The sequence below is a fragment of the Pseudoalteromonas sp. Z9A5 genome, from assembly GCF_011378875.1.
Lineage (GTDB): Bacteria > Pseudomonadota > Gammaproteobacteria > Enterobacterales > Alteromonadaceae > Pseudoalteromonas.
Window position 1 is genome coordinate 66,934 of record NZ_WTLC01000019.1, and the last position, 18,120, is coordinate 85,053.

At 33.6% G+C, this 18,120-nt stretch carries 16 protein-coding genes; 1 reads left to right on the forward strand and 15 read right to left on the reverse strand.

Annotated features, from left to right (window positions below; genetic code table 11):
• Positions 1-206 precede the first annotated feature (206 nt).
• A complete protein-coding gene (gene rsmF, locus GQR56_RS11505) occupies positions 207-1,658 on the forward strand; it encodes a 16S rRNA (cytosine(1407)-C(5))-methyltransferase RsmF (RefSeq protein WP_166111495.1) in 1,452 nt (483 codons plus the stop codon).
• Between the two features lie 239 nt (positions 1,659-1,897).
• Here the strand turns inward: rsmF and GQR56_RS11510 are convergent, their stop codons facing one another.
• From GQR56_RS11510 to GQR56_RS11580, 15 genes are all read right to left on the reverse strand, one after another.
• Positions 1,898-2,602, reverse strand: a complete 705-nt coding sequence (locus GQR56_RS11510; protein ID WP_166111498.1) for a VpsP family polysaccharide biosynthesis protein — start codon at positions 2,600-2,602, stop codon at positions 1,898-1,900.
• Positions 2,595-3,323, reverse strand: a complete 729-nt coding sequence (locus GQR56_RS11515; RefSeq protein ID WP_166111501.1) for a CpsB/CapC family capsule biosynthesis tyrosine phosphatase — start codon at positions 3,321-3,323, stop codon at positions 2,595-2,597. The genes GQR56_RS11510 and GQR56_RS11515 overlap by 8 nt, the downstream gene beginning before the upstream one ends.
• Positions 3,324-3,343: 20 nt before the next feature.
• Positions 3,344-5,545, reverse strand: a complete 2,202-nt coding sequence (locus tag GQR56_RS11520; RefSeq protein ID WP_166111504.1) for a polysaccharide biosynthesis tyrosine autokinase — start codon at positions 5,543-5,545, stop codon at positions 3,344-3,346.
• Positions 5,546-5,568: 23 nt separating this feature from the next.
• Positions 5,569-6,093, reverse strand: coding sequence for a polysaccharide biosynthesis/export family protein (locus tag GQR56_RS11525; protein WP_166111507.1), 525 nt, complete (start codon positions 6,091-6,093; stop codon positions 5,569-5,571).
• A complete protein-coding gene (locus tag GQR56_RS11530) occupies positions 6,093-7,307 on the reverse strand; it encodes an outer membrane beta-barrel protein (protein ID WP_166111510.1) in 1,215 nt (404 codons plus the stop codon). The genes GQR56_RS11525 and GQR56_RS11530 overlap by 1 nt, the downstream gene beginning before the upstream one ends.
• Entirely contained in the window at positions 7,291-8,694 is a 1,404-nt protein-coding gene (locus GQR56_RS11535; protein WP_166111513.1) for an undecaprenyl-phosphate glucose phosphotransferase, read from the reverse strand. Before GQR56_RS11535 ends, GQR56_RS11530 begins: the two co-directional genes overlap by 17 nt.
• A gap of 211 nt (positions 8,695-8,905) precedes the next feature.
• Complete coding sequence (locus GQR56_RS11540) at positions 8,906-9,304, reverse strand: 3-phosphoshikimate 1-carboxyvinyltransferase (RefSeq protein WP_166111516.1); 399 nt, start codon at positions 9,302-9,304, stop codon at positions 8,906-8,908.
• A 71-nt stretch (positions 9,305-9,375) separates the two neighbouring features.
• Positions 9,376-10,113 carry a WecB/TagA/CpsF family glycosyltransferase gene (locus GQR56_RS11545; RefSeq protein WP_166111519.1) on the reverse strand — a complete coding sequence of 246 codons (738 nt, stop codon included), beginning with the start codon at positions 10,111-10,113 and terminating at the stop codon, positions 9,376-9,378.
• Between the two features lie 22 nt (positions 10,114-10,135).
• Complete coding sequence (locus GQR56_RS11550; protein WP_166111521.1) at positions 10,136-11,326, reverse strand: aspartate-semialdehyde dehydrogenase; 1,191 nt, start codon at positions 11,324-11,326, stop codon at positions 10,136-10,138.
• Positions 11,327-12,406: a glycosyltransferase family 4 protein gene (locus tag GQR56_RS11555; RefSeq protein WP_166111524.1), complete on the reverse strand. Its 1,080-nt coding sequence runs from the start codon at positions 12,404-12,406 to the stop codon at positions 11,327-11,329.
• Between the two features lie 159 nt (positions 12,407-12,565).
• Positions 12,566-13,645, reverse strand: coding sequence for a glycosyltransferase family 4 protein (locus GQR56_RS11560; RefSeq protein ID WP_166111527.1), 1,080 nt, complete (start codon positions 13,643-13,645; stop codon positions 12,566-12,568).
• A gap of 1 nt (position 13,646) precedes the next feature.
• Positions 13,647-14,990 carry a phenylacetate--CoA ligase family protein gene (locus tag GQR56_RS11565; protein WP_166111530.1) on the reverse strand — a complete coding sequence of 448 codons (1,344 nt, stop codon included), beginning with the start codon at positions 14,988-14,990 and terminating at the stop codon, positions 13,647-13,649.
• Positions 14,977-16,038: a hypothetical protein gene (locus tag GQR56_RS11570; protein ID WP_166111533.1), complete on the reverse strand. Its 1,062-nt coding sequence runs from the start codon at positions 16,036-16,038 to the stop codon at positions 14,977-14,979. The genes GQR56_RS11565 and GQR56_RS11570 overlap by 14 nt, the downstream gene beginning before the upstream one ends.
• Complete coding sequence (locus GQR56_RS11575; RefSeq protein WP_166111536.1) at positions 16,029-16,880, reverse strand: AAC(3) family N-acetyltransferase; 852 nt, start codon at positions 16,878-16,880, stop codon at positions 16,029-16,031. Before GQR56_RS11575 ends, GQR56_RS11570 begins: the two co-directional genes overlap by 10 nt.
• A gap of 28 nt (positions 16,881-16,908) precedes the next feature.
• The gene (locus GQR56_RS11580) at positions 16,909-18,117 is read right to left on the reverse strand and encodes a VpsF family polysaccharide biosynthesis protein (RefSeq protein ID WP_166111540.1); all 1,209 of its coding nucleotides are present in this window, start codon (positions 18,115-18,117) and stop codon (positions 16,909-16,911) included.
• Between the last annotated feature and the right edge of the window lie 3 nt (positions 18,118-18,120).

An 18,120-nucleotide genomic window follows, 5' to 3' on the forward strand; every position in this document is an offset into this window, starting at 1 on the left:
AAAACCTTTAAAAACGACTAAAAAACACCCTCATTGTCGACACTATTAAAGTAAAATAGCTATAAATGAGTTAAATACAGCTAATAAATAGTTAAAAGTAATGAAGTGTCGACACAGTAATAAAGCAAAAATTAGAGTTTTTAGCGCTGAAACCACCTTATATAAATGTTATTATCGCGCTTTATTTTTATAGTATGAGCCAACGCGTGAACGCCAACACTTTTATTCCTGAGCATTTTATTGACGACGTAAAAACCTATTTACCTGAGCATTTAAATTTAGATGACTTTATAAGTGCTTGTCGTCGCCCCCTCAGAAAATCAATTCGCGTTAATACTTTAAAAATCACTGTGGAAGAATTTGTAAATAAAGCGACACAAAAAAACTGGCTACTAACCCCTATACCATGGTGCAGTGAAGGTTTTTGGTTAGAACGCCCAAGTGACGAAGATCAAAACTTGGCACTGGGTAATACCGATCTACATTTAAGTGGTGCAATGTACGTGCAGGAGGCAAGCTCAATGCTACCTCCTATCGCTTTAAAACAAAGTATTGAACTCGCTGACCCTCAAAATAATTACGTGCTTGATGTTGCATCTGCACCAGGTTCAAAAACATCGCAACTTGCTGCGCTTATGAATAACCAAGGCGTATTAGTTGCAAACGAACTTTCGTCATCACGTTTAAAGGTGCTCAGCGCTACATTAAAACGTATGGGAGTTGGTAATTGTGCGCTATCACATTTTGATGGCGTTATATTTGGTAACTACATGTTTGAATGCTTTGATAGCATATTGTTAGATGCTCCCTGCTCAGGCGAAGGGACTGTACGTAAAGATGCCGATGCTCTTAAAAACTGGTCAATAGAATCAAATATCGAAATAGCCCAAGTACAAAAAGACTTAATTAAAAGCGCATTTTATGCATTAAAGCCAGGCGGTACATTAGTGTATTCAACCTGCACGCTTACACCGCTCGAAAACCAACAAGTGTGTGATTATTTACTGAGTGAGTTTGGTGACTATATTGCCCCACAATCGTTAAGTAATTTATTTGAAGGCGCAAACAAAGCCACAACAAGCGAAGGTTATTTGCATGTTTGGCCACAAACATTCGACAGCGAAGGCTTTTTTATCGCTAAATTTAAAAAGCACGCCAGTTGCGATAACCCAAATCAAACAGTTAAAAAAGGAGCATTCCCGTTTAACGAGTATGATAAAAAACAAAGTGCTGCTTTTATGGAATCACTTAAAAAGCACTTTGGGCTAATGGCACTGCCTGGCAGCTTAATGCAACGCGACAAAGAGTTGTGGTTATTTCCTGAAGGCTTTGAAGCAGTACAAAATAAAATTAAATATGCTCGATTAGGTATTCAAATTGGAATCATTCATAAAAATGGCGTAAGGCTCACGCACGAGTTTGCAACTGTGTTTGGTAGCGAATGTGCAAGTAACATTTATGCTTTAAATAACGAGCAAGCAAATGATTATTTTCAAGGCAAAGATATACGCTTAAATGAAGTAACCCAAACAATAGGCGAAGTAGTTTTAACACTATGCGGATGCCCTATTGGGCTAGGTAAATGGCAAAAAAATAAGATCAAAAATTCGCTACCAAGAGATTTAGTACAAAATACGCAGTTAATAAGTTGGGTATAAAAACTCAGTAATAAAAACAACAAATAAAACTAATGATTTACTCTTGAATTTAGCTAAATAAAAAAATAGTAACGCATTATATTATTACTTTACTATACTTTTAGTACTTTCTTCTCCCTACGAATTTGAAAGTATTTTTAGTTAACGCAAGGCTCGAATTAGAGCAACTTTGTTACCTGGAGCCCTTCTAAGGCTCTGGGTATTTTTATATAGCTATTATGAATATTAAGTAATCAAGCTTAGCAATATTTTCTATAGTGGTTACTAACCCTTACTTTTTCAAAAGCCGTACCAAATTGCAGCGATAAGCAAAGTGTAGGTAATCCGTTAACTTGCTGTGCAATATTAAATACATCATAAAACTGATAACCATGTTGTACAGCTAAGTTAAGTTCATTAACATATAATGCTTTATACTTTGGTGGTAACTGATGCCAATTTACTAATGCTATTTGTATTGCACCTAAATGCACAGCTATCTTATTTGGTCCCATTTTTTTTGCTTGCTGAATGTAGTTGTAGACTCGATCACTTGGTCCCTCTTGATAACTGACTACCTCTGCGAGCGAAATCCAAGTTTCAGCCCATGTTTTCCTAAGTTTTATAGACTTTAACAACGCTTGTTCTACTTGTTTATAAACTAATTTTTTTTTATCACTGTCGATAAAAGATTTGTTTGTAGTAAGCTTTAGCATTTTTATATAAGCATATAATTGCCAGTAATGAGGTTGTGTTGGCTCAATTTCGGTTGCTAAACTAATTGCATTCTCAGCATTCAATAGCTCAGAATTATCTATCGGAGAGGATAACTGCTTTAGCGTATTAAGCCCATTAAAGTACCATGCATTTGCACGCATACTTTGCATACTGCTATAACATATAATTAAAGTTATTATAGCTAAAAAGCCAATCTGAATGAATTTCCGATATTTTAAATCAATCACAAAATAAAGACTCAGTTAAACTAAAAGGGTTAGTTACAAATAAAGCTTCTGCTTTCTCAGACCCTATTAACTCGCTAATAATACGCATTGCGTTACTTAAAATAGGAGGTCTGCGCTTTACAGAGTGTGCATCAGAAGCTATGTAATCAACCAGATCAGCTTTTAGCATATTTTCACTAATCTGTTTTGCCTTTTCACCCCAAGCGCCTTCTATGCTCGATGCTGTTAGCTGAAATTTACAACCCAATTGCTTTAAACGGTCAATGTAAAAAGTATTTGATTGAATATCACGATTTCGCTCTGGGTGAGGAATAATTACTTTAATATTTTGCTTAGCAAGCCACATAATAAACTTATCGTAACCTTGAGGTACATGGGAATGCGGAAGCTCTAATAACAAATAATTCGTAGTGTGTATTTGACCAATAAACGGGAGCTTATTTGCGATTACAAGCCCCATTAATTCAATGTCAAGTCGTACTTCTGCAGCAACAGCTAGCTTTACTGTAATACCGGCAGCTGTTGCGTGGCTTTTTAGATTGGCTAAATCATCATATATATGTGAGGTTGAGTTATTAAAACGACCTAAATGAATATGCGGAGTTGCAACCATATGGGTAATACCATCGTTTTGCGCAACTTTTAATAGCGCTAAAGATTCATCTAAATCTTTAGCGCCATCATCTATGCCAGGCAATATATGCGAATGAATATCAATCATATGCTACGAATCAATAACTTTTAAAGTTGTTCAGGTTTCTGTGAATAGTCATGATAATCATAGTAACCGTAACTATGCTCATCTCCAGACTTACTCATATCAACCTGGTTAAGTACAATGCCTGCAACATGCGCTTTCACTTCAAATAATCGCTCTATACCTGCTTTAATTGGTTTGATCCGTGTTATGTCTGATTTAACAACATAAATTACCGAGTCGGCACTTTGTGCAATTACTAATGCATCACTAACAGCTTGTGTAGGTGGCGTGTCAATAATTATATGATCATATTTAGCCTTTAACACATCAAGTAACTCACTAAAACGTGAGCTTGATAAAAGCTCCAATGGATTACCTGGAATATGCCCGCTTGGCATAATAAACACACCAGATTGCTCATCAACGTGCACACACTCAGAAAGCTCCTCTGTGCCTATAATTAAATTACTTAAACCTGGATGAAATACTGGAATATCAAAACGTTTTGCAATACTAGGCTTACGTAAATCTGCATCAATAAGCAATACTTTACCCATCTGCGCGAGCGACATAGCTAAATTAGCTGAAGTTGTTGTTTTACCTTCACCTGGTGAGCTAGATGTAACCGCTATTATTTTATGACCTCGATCTAACTGAGTTAATAATAAACTAGTACGGAATGTACGCACCGACTCTGCAAAGCGTCGATAATAATCTTCAAGGTATGCATGAATCGGAAACACACTATTTTTAGGTGTTTTTACATGAGGTAAAAGCCCTAACATACGTTGCGCTAACTTACTCTCTACATCACTTTTTGTTTTGACCGTATCGTTTAAAGCATCAAATACAAAACTCATCACTATCGCAAACCCAAAACTAGCTAAAAACGCTAATATTATAATTAACTTTTTATTAGGTTTACTTGGATTTATCGGTGCATATGCTCGATCTGTAAAGCGGGCAGCTGCAGAACTAAAGTCACTAGTTACCTCGGTTTCTTTAGAACGAGATAAGAACGTATTAAATATATTACGGTTAGTTTCGACTTCACGCTTAAGTTGATTATAATCTGTTTCTTTACGTGTAATATCTTGATACTCAGCGCGTATATTTGTTAAAGCTCTCTCTAGTGCTTTAACTGTCCGCGTAATACGGTTCAGTTCTTTCTCAATACCCGTAATTAAATCTTTAATTTGCTTATTTAAATTAGCTTTAACAGTAGCAAGCTCAGCTTTAGCCGATATTATTTTTGGGTGTTTAGGACCATATACTTCACCCAATTCACTTAATTTACGCTCAACTAATACAACATCTCGTTTTACATCTTGAACAACTCCATGCGATGTTATTTCGGGCATACTGCCAAGTAATTCAATATTGTTGTTACCATACTCTTTTATTACGCGATTAATGCTCTGTAAATTATTTTGCTCATTACGGGCTGTTATTAGTTGCTGAGACGTTTGTTCAAGTTCTTGCGTAACAAGACCAGCAATTCCCTCTATATCAACTAACTTTTGCTCTTCACGATATGCTTGTAACCGCGCTTCAGAGCGATCGAGTTGAATCCGTAATTGCGACAGGCGAGTATTTAGCCAAGTAGATGCTTGTTGGGTAATCCCCATTTTTGCACGCATCTGAGTTTCTATATAAATTTCACCCACAGTATTTGCTACTAATGCAGCTAATTTTGGGTCACTCGACTCAAAACTAACACGTACTAACTGCGTATTTCGAATAGGCTCCACACTCAATCTCGACTTAAATGCAGCAAGTAAGCCAATCATGTCTCTTTGTGCTTGTTCCTCAAGAGAAAGTAACGTGAAATCTTTTTTATTTAAAAATGGTAGCAGTTCTTTAATCGACGTTTTCATTTCACCTAAAGCAGAAGGCTTAGCAATAAAATCTTTATGCGATTTCAAATCAAGCTTAGTAATAACCTCTCGGGCTATACTGTCAGATTTAATAACCTCAAACTGCGTCAAATAATATTCTTTTTTCGTAGAGTCTGAACCATAAATCTCTTCAAAGCTCACTGCTTTAGTCTGCTCAGCTTCTATTAACAACGTCGCAGTCGCACTATATTTAGGTATTAAAGTTAATGTCACCATAATAGTTAAAAGGGTAACAACTATGGAAAAACCTAAAATGCGCCACTTTGCACGCTTAATTATATTTAAATAAGCTCCTAGGTTAATAATCTCTTCGTTATTGCTAGGGTTTTCTGATATGTGATTCATTTATAACTGCCTTTAACACTGCTTTAAAACAAGCGTTGTTCTATTTTTATGGTATCGCCCGCTGCAATTTGGCTGTTTAAACTACCTTTATGTTGCTGCTCTTTAGTTTGCTCTTTATATATATATACTTTATCAACAGATGCTCGTTCAGTTAAGCCACCAGCTAAAGCTATTGCCTGATTTACTGTCATTGCTGGTTGATAAGGATAAGCCCCTGGCTCCTTAACCTCTCCATGTATATAAAAAGGACGATACTCAATGACCTGCGCGTAGACGCTTGGATTAACTAAATAACTTGGCTTTAAGCCATTGCTAATCTCTTGTTCAACCTGTGAAATAGTCAACCCAGCAAGCTTAACCTTGCCTAAAAATGGATAGTTTACTTCTCCACTATTCCCCAGCAGTGCTGACACGTCTAAGTCAGGTTGACCAAATACTTTAATTTCTATTTTATCACCAGGGCCTAAAATATAGTTTTGCGCTGTTTGCGAAAAACATATACTGCTAACAAATAATAGCAGTAGACTTAAAACACCTTTAAAATTCATTAATTAGCCTTTAATGCAAACGTAAAATTAATCCCTACTACCACTCGATCAAACTCAAGTCTATCCTGCGTAGAATTTTTATCCATGATATCAACATAAGTAGAAACCATTCCAAAGCTATTAACAGTATAATTTAAACCTAAGCGGGCATTTTTGGTTTTATCTTTACGACCAATATCCCCAGTGTATTCTTCATCAATATAGTTCAAACTAGCAAGTGAGCTTAAATCATCACTCCAGCCATGACTCCAGCGAACGCCGTAAGCACTTTCTCTAATATAATCACCTTGAACGAGTGGATCTTTAGCTGCTCGGCTCGTTGTCAACTGAACCGAAGAATAGCTCAATGGTTGCCACGTAACCGCCGCGTCCCAACTTATACCACTAAAACTTTGGCGCTGATCCGAACTAAAATCCTTATTCTGGTAACCTATTTTAAACGAACCAGAAGTTACCGCAGTTGCATCCCACTGCATACCAATTAATACCTTCACGTCATCAGAGTCACGCGAAATACCATTGGCTTGAAGTACGCCATAACGATAGTTCTCTTGCTTAACCTCTAAAAAAGTACGCGTAGATGATTGTGTATTATAATAACCGGTAATACCGACTAGCGATTTATCGTAATCACGAAACTGCGATACTTCTCTAAAGTTTTGATATTTTTTACTAAAAAAACCAGCTGTTAGAGCAATTTGAGCTTTTGAACTTAGCGCACCATACTCATAGCGACCAGTTATATCTTGTTGCTGATATTTAACCAGTTCATTAATAGTATTACCTAAACCTTCAGTTAAACCGCTACCACGAGGCTCGTACAGCCAATCAGCTGTGCCATCGAAGTCTAACCGATGCTGACTGGTAAATTCTTTATGAACACCTGCACCAATATTTACTTGGGTAAAATTATCAGCTGTATCTTTATTATGCAATGAACTGCTAGTACCCAAGTTAACTTTATAACTATCTGGTCCGTCTTTAATTTCAGCAATAACATTTGGAGCAACTGTCCAGATTAAACGAGATTCCTCGTTCTCAGGAGTACTGAAAAAGTTATTATTAGTACTTAAGCCTGTTTGTAATGTTGGAGTAATTTCAGCACCATCTTTAGTTATCAAACTGCCGGCTTTAAAATCAGCTAAAGTTGGCAGAGAAGTACCTAAACACAAAGCAAAAAGCAATGGAGTCACGTTATTAGTATGCATTCGCATTTTTAAATCCCTTAAAAATTGTTAAAAAGATTATCTTAATATCAAACCATAATGACCAATTTTTTATATAATGCAGATCAAACTCTACACGCTTAGTCATTTTATTTAGTGTATCTGTTTCGCCGCGCCAGCCATTTATTTGAGCCCAACCAGTTATGCCTGGTTTCGCTTTATGCCTAAACATATAAAACTCTACTTTTTTGCGGTATTCTTCATTATGAGCAACTGCATGTGGTCTTGGACCAACAATTGACATATCGCCTCTTAATACATTTATAAATTGTGGGAGCTCGTCTAAACTCGTTCTACGTAAAAGTGCACCTAGCTTGGTTATACGCTTATCATTTTTAGTTGCTTGCGTTACCACTTCACTGTTCTCCGTTACTGTCATCGAGCGAAATTTCCAGACTTTAATTCTACGTCCATCAAGACCGTAACGGTCTTGTTTAAATATTATAGGTCCAGTGGAAGTAACCTTAACAGCTATAGCTATTACCAATAAAACAGGCGAGATTAACATCACAATAATTGAAGCAACAACAATATCTTCAGTACGTTTAATAAACTCTCGCGCACCAATAAAAGGTGATTCAAATACACTAAGAGTATCAACATCACCCACATGCTCTATACGGGCATGTATTAAATTAGAAAGTAAAAAATCGGGTATTATGTGTACATCAACGGTCGTATCACCAAGTTGCAATAGTAAATCAGCAATACGCTTATCAGCTTTCATTGGTAAGGCAATGTAAAGTATATCAATACTCCCATCCCGAGCTGCACAAATAGCGTTTTGTATCGTGCCTTCAACATCGTATGTTGTTACATTAGTAAATAAGCGCTCTGGTTTACGATCATCAAAAAAGCCTAAAAATTTAAAACCAAGCTCATCATTTTTTATAATTTCATCATACAAATAAACAGCTGATTCAGTTGCCCCGACTATCGCTACATTTCTTAGATTTAAACCAAGCTTACGACGATTTCTTTTATATAAATGTACAGCTAAACGCCATGAATATAGAAAAATGATGCTGAATAAAAACCATAGACCTAAACCTAAGCGCGAAAGCGCCTCGGTGAACTTAAATGCAAAAGATATAAAAAACAAAAAAGCAAACGATACAAATAAAGAACCCCATGCACAAAGCACCATAGTTCTAAATTTACCTGCACGCCAAGAACGATAAGTAGAAAACATTTCAGCACTGTATAAAAAGCTTAGAGCAACACTCAATACAGAAACCATGTAAAAAGGAGTTAAATTAAATCCATAGAATAAAGCTGAACATTGAAAAGCAACAAACAATGCAAAAATATCAAATAATCGGTAGAAATTGGCATCCGAGGAGCTTGTAGGCTTAAATGTCCTTGAAGATGTCATACTTATGTATTCCCTATGGCTATCTATTTTTAGATGAAGCAAGCTCCATAAAACCGCGTTTGATGATATATTAACAAGCTACATTATTCAATACTATACTATTAGTTTTGAACAATAAAAAGACATAGATAATTGCAAAAACAAAAACAAATTAATACAAACAAATATAAACAAATATAAACAATAAACATTACAACTCACGACCCATTCACTATTTAAGCAGCCCTTTGAACCATGACCAAACACCTAACGAGTAATCTTCAAATAAATCAATACCTAATGCCGATTTAACAAGATAAATAGTTAATAACAAAAAAATTACTATAAAAAAAGTGAATAAACTAATTAAGCAAGTCTGAATAATAGCTGATATTTTTTTCTCTTTACCACTAAGTTCACGCCTATTTCTACCCATTAAAACAACGAAATAGTAACGATACTTCAACACCTTAGCAACCCCCCGAAAATCAACCGCATGGTCTCCCCACTGCCTTGCACCAATGGCTACTTTTAAGTGAGTTAACTGCTCGTCAGTGAAGGTGTTTTGCACATTATTGGGCATGCGATTCAATAAACTGCGTATAGCTGGATCTCTCAATAATTTTGACACTATATTTTAAGCCTATCAAATAAATTAGTACGATAAATTAAGCAAAAGTAAACATAAGTAAAAAGTAAGTTCTACTGTCCACCAGAAAATTTTGCTTTGAGTAAGTACCAAGCAAACTTTGAGTTAGTTACAAAGTATCTTTTCCACATTCTGCTTGGCTCTTGCATTACCCGATAAAACCATTCCAAGCCCGCATTTTGCATCCAAACTGGAGCCCGCTTTACTTTTCCAGCAACTACATCAAACGTACCACCAACCCCCATAACAAAGTCGACACCCAATTTATCTTGCCATTTATTAATAAAGTTTTCTTTTTTAGGCGAGGTAATAGCAACAAATAAAAGCTTTGCTCCCGATTTACGAATTTTATCTACAACAGCCTCTTCGTCATCCCAAAAATACCCATCGTTATATCCCGCAATAGTTAAACTTGGGTTTTGCAACTTAACTTTATCGACAGTTTTACACACTACTTCTGGTGTTGCTCCAAGTAAAAAAACAGGAAAATCACGCTTACTACTCATTGCTAATAGTTCGTGGAATAAATCAACACCTGCAACTCGCTCAGGTATATCATGTCCTAAAAAGCGAGCACCAAAAACAACCCCCATTCCATCAATATTAATTAAATCACAAGCTTTAACCGAATCAGCTAAAACAGAATCTTTTTGCATATTCACTATTTTTGCGACATTAACAACAACATGCTGTAAAAAATCTCCCGTTTCTATTCTACTTTCAATAAAAGAAACAGTTTCTTCCATTGTTGCTATATCCATTGGGGCTTTTAAAAATTCTATACGTTTCATTTTACAATCCATTATTGATATTTTATTCATTATCACATTTTTTGTTAACTAAATTATTTTGTCTATTAAAAAAGGCAAACGAATAATAAACCCATGCTTGAGTCCAGCGGATATAATCTATCTTATTAGTAAAATACTTATTTTTTTGATAAATAAAGCATTTTTGTTTAGACAAATAAAGTGTTTCAATAGATCGATCTATGATTTTTTTAGCCATCGTAAAATCATCAACAGTCTGACCCACTTTTATTAATGTAAAAATAGCTTGCGATACACTATGCATGTCTAAAGGATACCGGTTGTTATTATAATATTTAGCAGTACCGTCATCTTCAAACAGATGTTCTTTATAGTATTTTAAGCCTAAGGCAATAGACCCATTAAACTCATCTATTTGCAGCGCATCACTTAATACTGTTAAAGCCTCTAAGTTATAACCAGTATGAAACCCATCAATAAATTGGTGGTGATGCCTAGCCCCATAAACCCAAGAGCCATCGGCACCTTGTTCAGATACTGTTTGCCTAGCTGCATTTAACGCCAATTTTTTATAATCATTGTTATTGGTAATCGAAGCAACTTTAGCAACCCAAGCAGCTCCCCAAAGGTTCGCATTATGAACAAATGCAGATTCCCCTGGAATATAAGCAAAATACTTTCTCCCTTCTGATTCTTTGTATAATGTTTTCACAATAAAATGAGCGCTATCAAAAGCAGGATTACTATATTTAATGTCACCTGTAATTACACTAAGCGCATACAAAGCTTGTGCAACATAAATAGTCGTAATCACATTAGGCTTACCCTTAGGTACATAAAAAGCACGAGCATTCCAATCAAAATGGTAACCCCAGCAACTGTGTTGCCATTTAGCAGGATCACTTTGTTGCGTTAGTAACCAATCAGCTAACGTAATAGCTTCTGTTAGATACTTGTCTTCATTAGTCGATTTATAATCCTCTAGTAAACCTAAAATAAATAATCCAATACCTTTTGGATTACGCATTTTAGGAACCCCTAAAAGCGGTCTTATGTTTATAGCTAACCGCTTATTAAGCTGGATAAATGCCAGACCAAACAAGCCCGTTTTTAAACTTGGGAAAATGTTAAATAAACGACTATTTAAACCGTCAAAAGGGTCTTGACCTGCATAATTATTATTTTTTGCTGCATCCAAAATTAGCTGCTTGCATTCATATAAGCTTGTATTCATTTACATAGCGCCTAGTTCTTTATAGATTTTAATGATTTGAGGAATAATAATATCAGGACTAAACTTAATGCTATATTTATCAAATGCTTGCATTTCCATTTTTTTTATTTCAAGTGGAGACTCAATCGAAAATATCATCGCATTAGTTAATGCATCAACATCACCCGCATCAACCAATAACCCCTCTTCACCAGACGTTATAGCATCAGGTATTCCACCTGCTTTAGACGCAATCACTGGTATATTACAAGACATGGCCTCAAGTATCCCCATAGGGAAACCTTCGTTATAGCTTGGTAAAACAAATGAATTAGCATTTTTCAAAATTTCTAATTTAGTATCACCCGACACCCAACCTAAAAATTCAACCTTATCTTCGAGATCTAAATACTTAACCATTTCATTAAATTTAGCTAACTCGCCATCCCCACCAAGTAAAAGTCGAGCATGAGGGTAACATTTTGTTACTCTTGCAAAGGCTGTAATAAGATCAGCTACCCCTTTTCTTTCACCTAAACGACCTAAAAATACAAAGTTAAAAAGTTCACTTTGCTCTACCCGCTGTATAGGTAGAACAGGCACAGCGTTATAAATAATCACACCTTTACTTTCATCATTTAAAATAGTGTTAAGCCAATCTAGCCATTGTGTAGATAGTACTATCACTTTATCTGCCATATTAAAGGTATTTTGAATATGTTCCTTTTTCGCATTACTGCATTCAGTATTATAAAAGTCTTTAAACTCTGCACCATGAAGATGAATAATTATTTTCACTTTAAAAAAATGAGCTATCCTTATTAAAATTGACTTTCGAGTATAACTTCCCCTAGAAGCCATATGGATATGCACTAAACCTACGTTAAAAATAAAAATATTAAATAGTAATTTTAAAATACACAAAAAAAATGTTAACAACTGATTTAATGACTTTAACTTGGTTTTGTTAATATGACTTGCTAATAATTTTGAATTAGTTGCAGAGAAAAAACCTTTATTACTTAAAACATTCAAAACACTAGAAATACCACCTTTACCTGTAATATCAGTAGCTATTGTTAAATTTATTTTTTTTCTCAATGAGGTTCTCCTACAAATCAACAGAGGGATAAAAATAATATATACTTAAATATAACCGCGTTAGTATTCAAATATATAAATTGCAACAATGTTGAAATAATTTTTGACTTGGTTTTATTAATAAAACTAAGCCGAGATCTATTAGTTTAAGTTTTAATCCTAAGCTACACCTAAATCTTTATAAATAGTGATTAGCTGAGGGATTATAATATTGGGACTGAATTTATTTAAATATTTAATACTGGCTTTTTCCTGCATACGCTGTATTTCTAATGGAGATTCAATTGAATATTTCATAGCGTTAGTTAAACCATCAATGTCGCCAGCGTTGATCAGCAAACCTTCTTCTCCTGAGGTAATCGCATCAGGTATCCCCCCGACATCAGTAGCAATAATAGGTATATTACAAGACATAGCTTCAAGAATCCCCATAGGAAAGCCCTCGTTATAACTTGGTAACACATACGAATTCGTTTTTCGCAATAGCTCATCTTTCGCATCACCCGAAATCCATCCTAAAAATTGAACACTATCATTCAAGTTTAATTTACTAACTAGTATTTTAAACTTGTCTAATTCACCATCACCTCCCAGTAATAATCGAGCTTGAGGATAACTTTTTGCGACTATAGAAAAAGCCATAATCAAGTCTGATACCCCTTTTTTGTCTGCTAAACGACCTAAGAATACAAAATTAAAAAATTCACTATCCATCAATGGTTTTATCAATTTACAAGGAACTGAATTATAAATAACCACCCCTTTAGACTTGTCATCTAAAATAGTATTCAGCCAATCAAGTACTTGAGCAGATAAAACGATTACTTTATCTGCCATGTTGAACGTATTACGTATATGTTCTCTTTTTTTTGAATTACACTCTTCACTATAAAACTTTCTAAATTCACCGCTATGTAAGTGAATAATAATTTTCACTTTAAAACACTTAGCTATTCTAACTAGAATTGACTTTCGCATATAACTTCCTCTAGAAGACATATGGAAATGTATAGCCCCAACTTTATTAAAAAGTAAGTTATAAATTAATTTATTAATACATAAGGTGAATACAAATAAAGAATTAAAAAGTTTATATTTATAATACCTAGAGTGACTAACTAATAGTTCAGAGTTTGATTGACTAAAAAAACCTTCACTTTTCAACACATTTAAAACAGTTGCAACACCTCCTTTTCCATCTATACTGGTTGCAATTGTTAAATTTTTATACTTATTCAAATCAAAACTCCCTTATAGCTTGTTTGAACTTTCCATTTTTAGTCCTTTTAATACTTTCAACTTCAACAACTATAACTTTCAAAGAATGACCAATTCGTTTTTTTGTATTAAATATTAATTTATTTTTCTCTATTTCAGAAAATAAAGATTGATCTGCAATAACGTTAATCTCAACACTTAAATCCTTGCGCTGTATAAACTGACAAGCAAGAATACCTAGTACTCCCTTTGGAATATGATTCAAAATATGGATTTCTTGTTTATCTTCTCCAACAAGATAATCTCCAACTCTACCTTCAATTGATTCAACAATCGGAAAAACCCGTCCACAGGGACACTCCGATTCATTCGATAAAATCACATGATCACCTGTTTTATACTTTATTAAAGGAAAAAGGAGGTTGTTAAAGTTAGTACCAATTATTTCAGCTATATCACGTCCATCTTCTGTTTTACCCACAGTTAGCAGCTCTACATGAGAATAATCACTTAAAATATGGTAACGCCCATGTTCACAACTCGCTATTGCCGCTACTCTTTCAAACAAGCCATACCAATCAAACACTATACAATTAAAGCGTTCTTCTATTATTTTTTTATCTATTGATGTAAGTGATTCTGATGAGGTAATTATTGATTTTAAATTCCCTCCATAATATTGATTTGTATTTTCTAAATGTTTTGCCAAAGTAATAATAGATGATGGATAAGCTTGGATTATATTAACTCCAAAATCGACCATTTCATCTATATATAATTGAAGAGCATCTTTTGTCATGTGAAATGAAGATAATAGAATCATATTTTCAAAATAGGAATATCTCCAAAAAGGTGCTTTTTTTTGATTTAGTGGGACAATTACATCACCTCTTATCCAAGCTCTTTTATCTCCTTTTTCATAGCCTGCCCATAAACGCTGCCTATTATTAAAAGCTTTTTCAGATCTTATAGATTCTAAATTTTGATAAATAGTTAACGCCTTACCTGTCGTGCCACTTGTCTGACCTTTGATTCTACGACCTTTAATATTGCTGTTTAATATTTTATCCGAACAATTAAATACTTCGTCCTTTGTTATATATTTAAAATTTAGGAGGTTTATTTCTGCTGATTTAGAGTAAGAGTAATAAGGAGAGTTATCCCTTGCATTATTTAAAACTGTAATTAATTTTTCTTCGCAATATTTATTTAGTTTTACTTCTGACCTTTCATTTTCAATCAACTTTTTTGTAAAAACGTCTACAGAAGACGTAGATCTTAATATTTTTTTTGTTAAATTTAAAAATGAAATAAATATATTTTGAATAAAAACTGGTGATTTTATATATATTTTACTTGTATACATTTTTGACTTCCTTTACAAAAAAATCAACTGTAATAAAAGATTCTGAATTTATTTTTTTTAGTATTCTAGATAATGGTGAAAAAAAACTATAATCTTTAGGGTGTCCAATCAGAGTAATAGTCGTATTATCGCCTGTATTTAAATAATTTATTTTTTCATTAAATTTTAAAATTTGTCTCCTACTTGACAAACAAATATCATAATTACTATTCTTTGCAGCAATTTCATTTGAATATTCTTGTTTGTCATTTGGCAAATAATTTATGTGTTTAAATTTTTTATTTCGTATTTGGTTTAATATTCTAGAAAAACTAATTTTATCTAATTTACTCGAATTGATAGTAAGCAGCGGTAGTTCAATACAGGTTTTATCATTGGTTTTCTTTTCAACTGGCCTAATAAGAGAGTCAGAAGATAGCCAATAACACATTTCATCAGGAGCATCTCTATAATCATATTGACACAATGCTTTCTGGGTAAAATAACCAGGGCAAATTGATGAATCCAATATAATATCATTTTCCAACAATGCTTGAAGCGAAGACTTATCAGTACCAACATTATAGCCTCCGGCACGAAATGCAACGCACTTATAGTCTTGCTTAACTTTTTGAATTAGTTGTTCTAAAGCAAATTTCCCATACTTTATTAAATCATATTTCCCCGGTACCAAACCCTCTGTTCTATAAGGTAGAGAAGAAAATCTCCATAAATCAAAATTCAAATCCCAATTCCCGTTTATATATTTAGCCCCATACCACTGCGGATGTAAATGCAGTTGAATATCATGCCCTAGCATAATTAAATTATGTATTTGATTCTCTAAAGCAACTGCATCGCGGTACTCTCTACTTTGCTTAGGATATGATTTTTTTAGTGAAAGTATTGCTTCGACCTCAAGTATTTCAACAAAAAAAGTTGCTTTAATATTATGCTTTCCCATAATATCAATAATACGTTGTGTAGGAGCTATTATGTGCTTGTGAATATCACCTCTACCACTGCCAAAGAGTTCATAATCAAAAGTTAAGATATATTTTAGTGACATATACGTGTAAACCCTTTTTGGAATAGCTCCTTACAAGCCTTTAATAATTCATCATTCCTGACCACATAAAAACTCGTATTATTTAGATCAAAAACCTTCACCAACGTAGGTAATCTAAAGCCTAAAAATACTAGTGACTCCATAAGTTTAATCTTCCCATGGTGGTAATATGTATTAATAATTACGCTTTCTTTTTTATATTGTACCTTCAGGCTTTGTTGGAATTTTGTATAAAGGTAAGATTTATTATCTTCATATAAATCTTCCGCCAGATGAAAAGTAGAACAGTTTTTTACCCCCAAACCTATAGATTTAGAGTTTTTCAGTTTAGCAAATTTGTAATATGGACTATCTATATCATATGGATAAGACGACTTTTGATGTCCAGCAACTATTTCTTCAGCATTTAAGCCCCATACAGAAACAGCTTTTAATGGATGGCAACTTACATATGTATCTGAACGGTTATTAAATAATTGAGAAACAACTCCTGTTGAACTTTTCACCTTATCAGGATCAAATATATTTTCAGAACATGCCCAATCTCTCGATAAACCAGGAGGATAAAATGGCATCATTATATGACCATTAGGACCTACCGTTTTAATTAATAACTCAATCAAATCATTTGGTGTAAAACTTGCTTTGAGAAAACCAAATCCACAATGCACCATAATTGCATCACCTGAGGTTATGCCTAGGTCATTAATTAAAATTTTTTCAAATTCTTCTAGTGATATAAATACACTATTTTTGTTTTTCCTTTTCAGCTTGTATTTACAGCGCCTAAGAAAAGAAAAAAAAGCAGATGCTTTAATTTTTGCCAAAAAACGTTTAATCATAAATCTATCACCAATATTAATTAATATTTTATATTTTTTTTCTATTTACAACAATATAATTACAATAAAGAACACAGTATAATAATAATAAAGCTGGCGTTTTTGTGGTCAACGCATTGTTAGTCAGAGATATTAAAACAAAACTGAATAATGAAACTTTCATCAACAAAGATTTACTAGAAGCTATTTTAAAAGGAATATAAAAACATGATATAAAAATCATCGATGCAAAAATCACACCCCCGCTTAATATCCACCCAATAAAATAATTTTCAATTGTTCCAACCCCTATAAAAAATTTGACACTAGACATTAAATAGTCTGAAGCACCAAACAACCATTCAGTGATAGTTAGCTGTTCTAATAATATAAATACATCAAAACGAACCTGCGCACTATTATCAACGTGGAGTTTAGAGAGAATTCGCGACCCCATTTCAGTATTAATTAATATTAATGCTAATAATAATATCAAAACAACAAAAGAAGCTTGATACAAAGAAAATTTTAATTTGTCTATTTTTATACCCGTTGTTACAAACATTTTTAGAGTACCCATGCTAATAAACACTGTACAAATTAAATATAAACCCATAGCTCCGCGTCCCCCATAACAAAATAATGCTAAAAAAGATATTGCGAAATAAATTAGAGCTGGCACTCTTGTTTTATTCATTAATATGGGTGAAAGTGCTGCTGTTATAAGTGCATTATTAAGTGCATGATTAAGTAAAGCTGTTGATCTAAAAAAAGTAAAATTCTCATACTCAACCGGAACTAAAGTTTTATTGAGCATAAATTCACATATTGCAATACTGGAATTTAATAATAATAACCAAGCAACAAAAGTTAATAATTTATCTGCTCTTTCTCGACTTAAAGCTGAAAGTAAAAAAACAAGAATTATAGGGCTCATGATAGTATCTATAAAATAAGCCATACCTGATGTGCCTTGCTTATAAAGCCCATATACAATAGATAGCGACACTAAGATGACACTCGTCATCCAAGCTTTATTTATCTTTGAAAGCAATGTAAAGTGGGTTTTATATCGCCCTGATATAACTAATATAAAAAACGTAAAAAAGATAAGATATGAATACACATGAATTTTAAATAGTGGGCTTCCACCTTCAGATATATATTTAATTCCCATATTTTCAAGAAGATAGCCACTTAATAAAAAAGCTAAAGTTATAATTGAAACTAAATAATTATATAGTTTTTTATCTGTCATTTC

Bases quoted from the DNA above. Each gene is read 5' to 3' on its own strand.
- GQR56_RS11515 (WP_166111501.1), bottom strand. From the start codon at position 3,323: ATGATTGATATTCATTCGCATATATTGCCTGGCATAGATGATGGCGCT.
- GQR56_RS11520 (WP_166111504.1), bottom strand. From the start codon at position 5,545: ATGAATCACATATCAGAAAACCCTAGCAATAACGAAGAGATTATTAAC.
- GQR56_RS11525 (WP_166111507.1), bottom strand. From the start codon at position 6,093: ATGAATTTTAAAGGTGTTTTAAGTCTACTGCTATTATTTGTTAGCAGT.
- GQR56_RS11530 (WP_166111510.1), bottom strand. From the start codon at position 7,307: ATGCGAATGCATACTAATAACGTGACTCCATTGCTTTTTGCTTTGTGT.
- GQR56_RS11535 (WP_166111513.1), bottom strand. From the start codon at position 8,694: ATGACATCTTCAAGGACATTTAAGCCTACAAGCTCCTCGGATGCCAAT.
- GQR56_RS11545 (WP_166111519.1), bottom strand. From the start codon at position 10,113: ATGAAACGTATAGAATTTTTAAAAGCCCCAATGGATATAGCAACAATG.
- GQR56_RS11550 (WP_166111521.1), bottom strand. From the start codon at position 11,326: ATGAATACAAGCTTATATGAATGCAAGCAGCTAATTTTGGATGCAGCA.
- GQR56_RS11565 (WP_166111530.1), bottom strand. From the start codon at position 14,990: ATGTATACAAGTAAAATATATATAAAATCACCAGTTTTTATTCAAAAT.
- GQR56_RS11570 (WP_166111533.1), bottom strand. From the start codon at position 16,038: ATGTCACTAAAATATATCTTAACTTTTGATTATGAACTCTTTGGCAGT.
- GQR56_RS11575 (WP_166111536.1), bottom strand. From the start codon at position 16,880: ATGATTAAACGTTTTTTGGCAAAAATTAAAGCATCTGCTTTTTTTTCT.
- GQR56_RS11580 (WP_166111540.1), bottom strand. From the start codon at position 18,117: ATGACAGATAAAAAACTATATAATTATTTAGTTTCAATTATAACTTTA.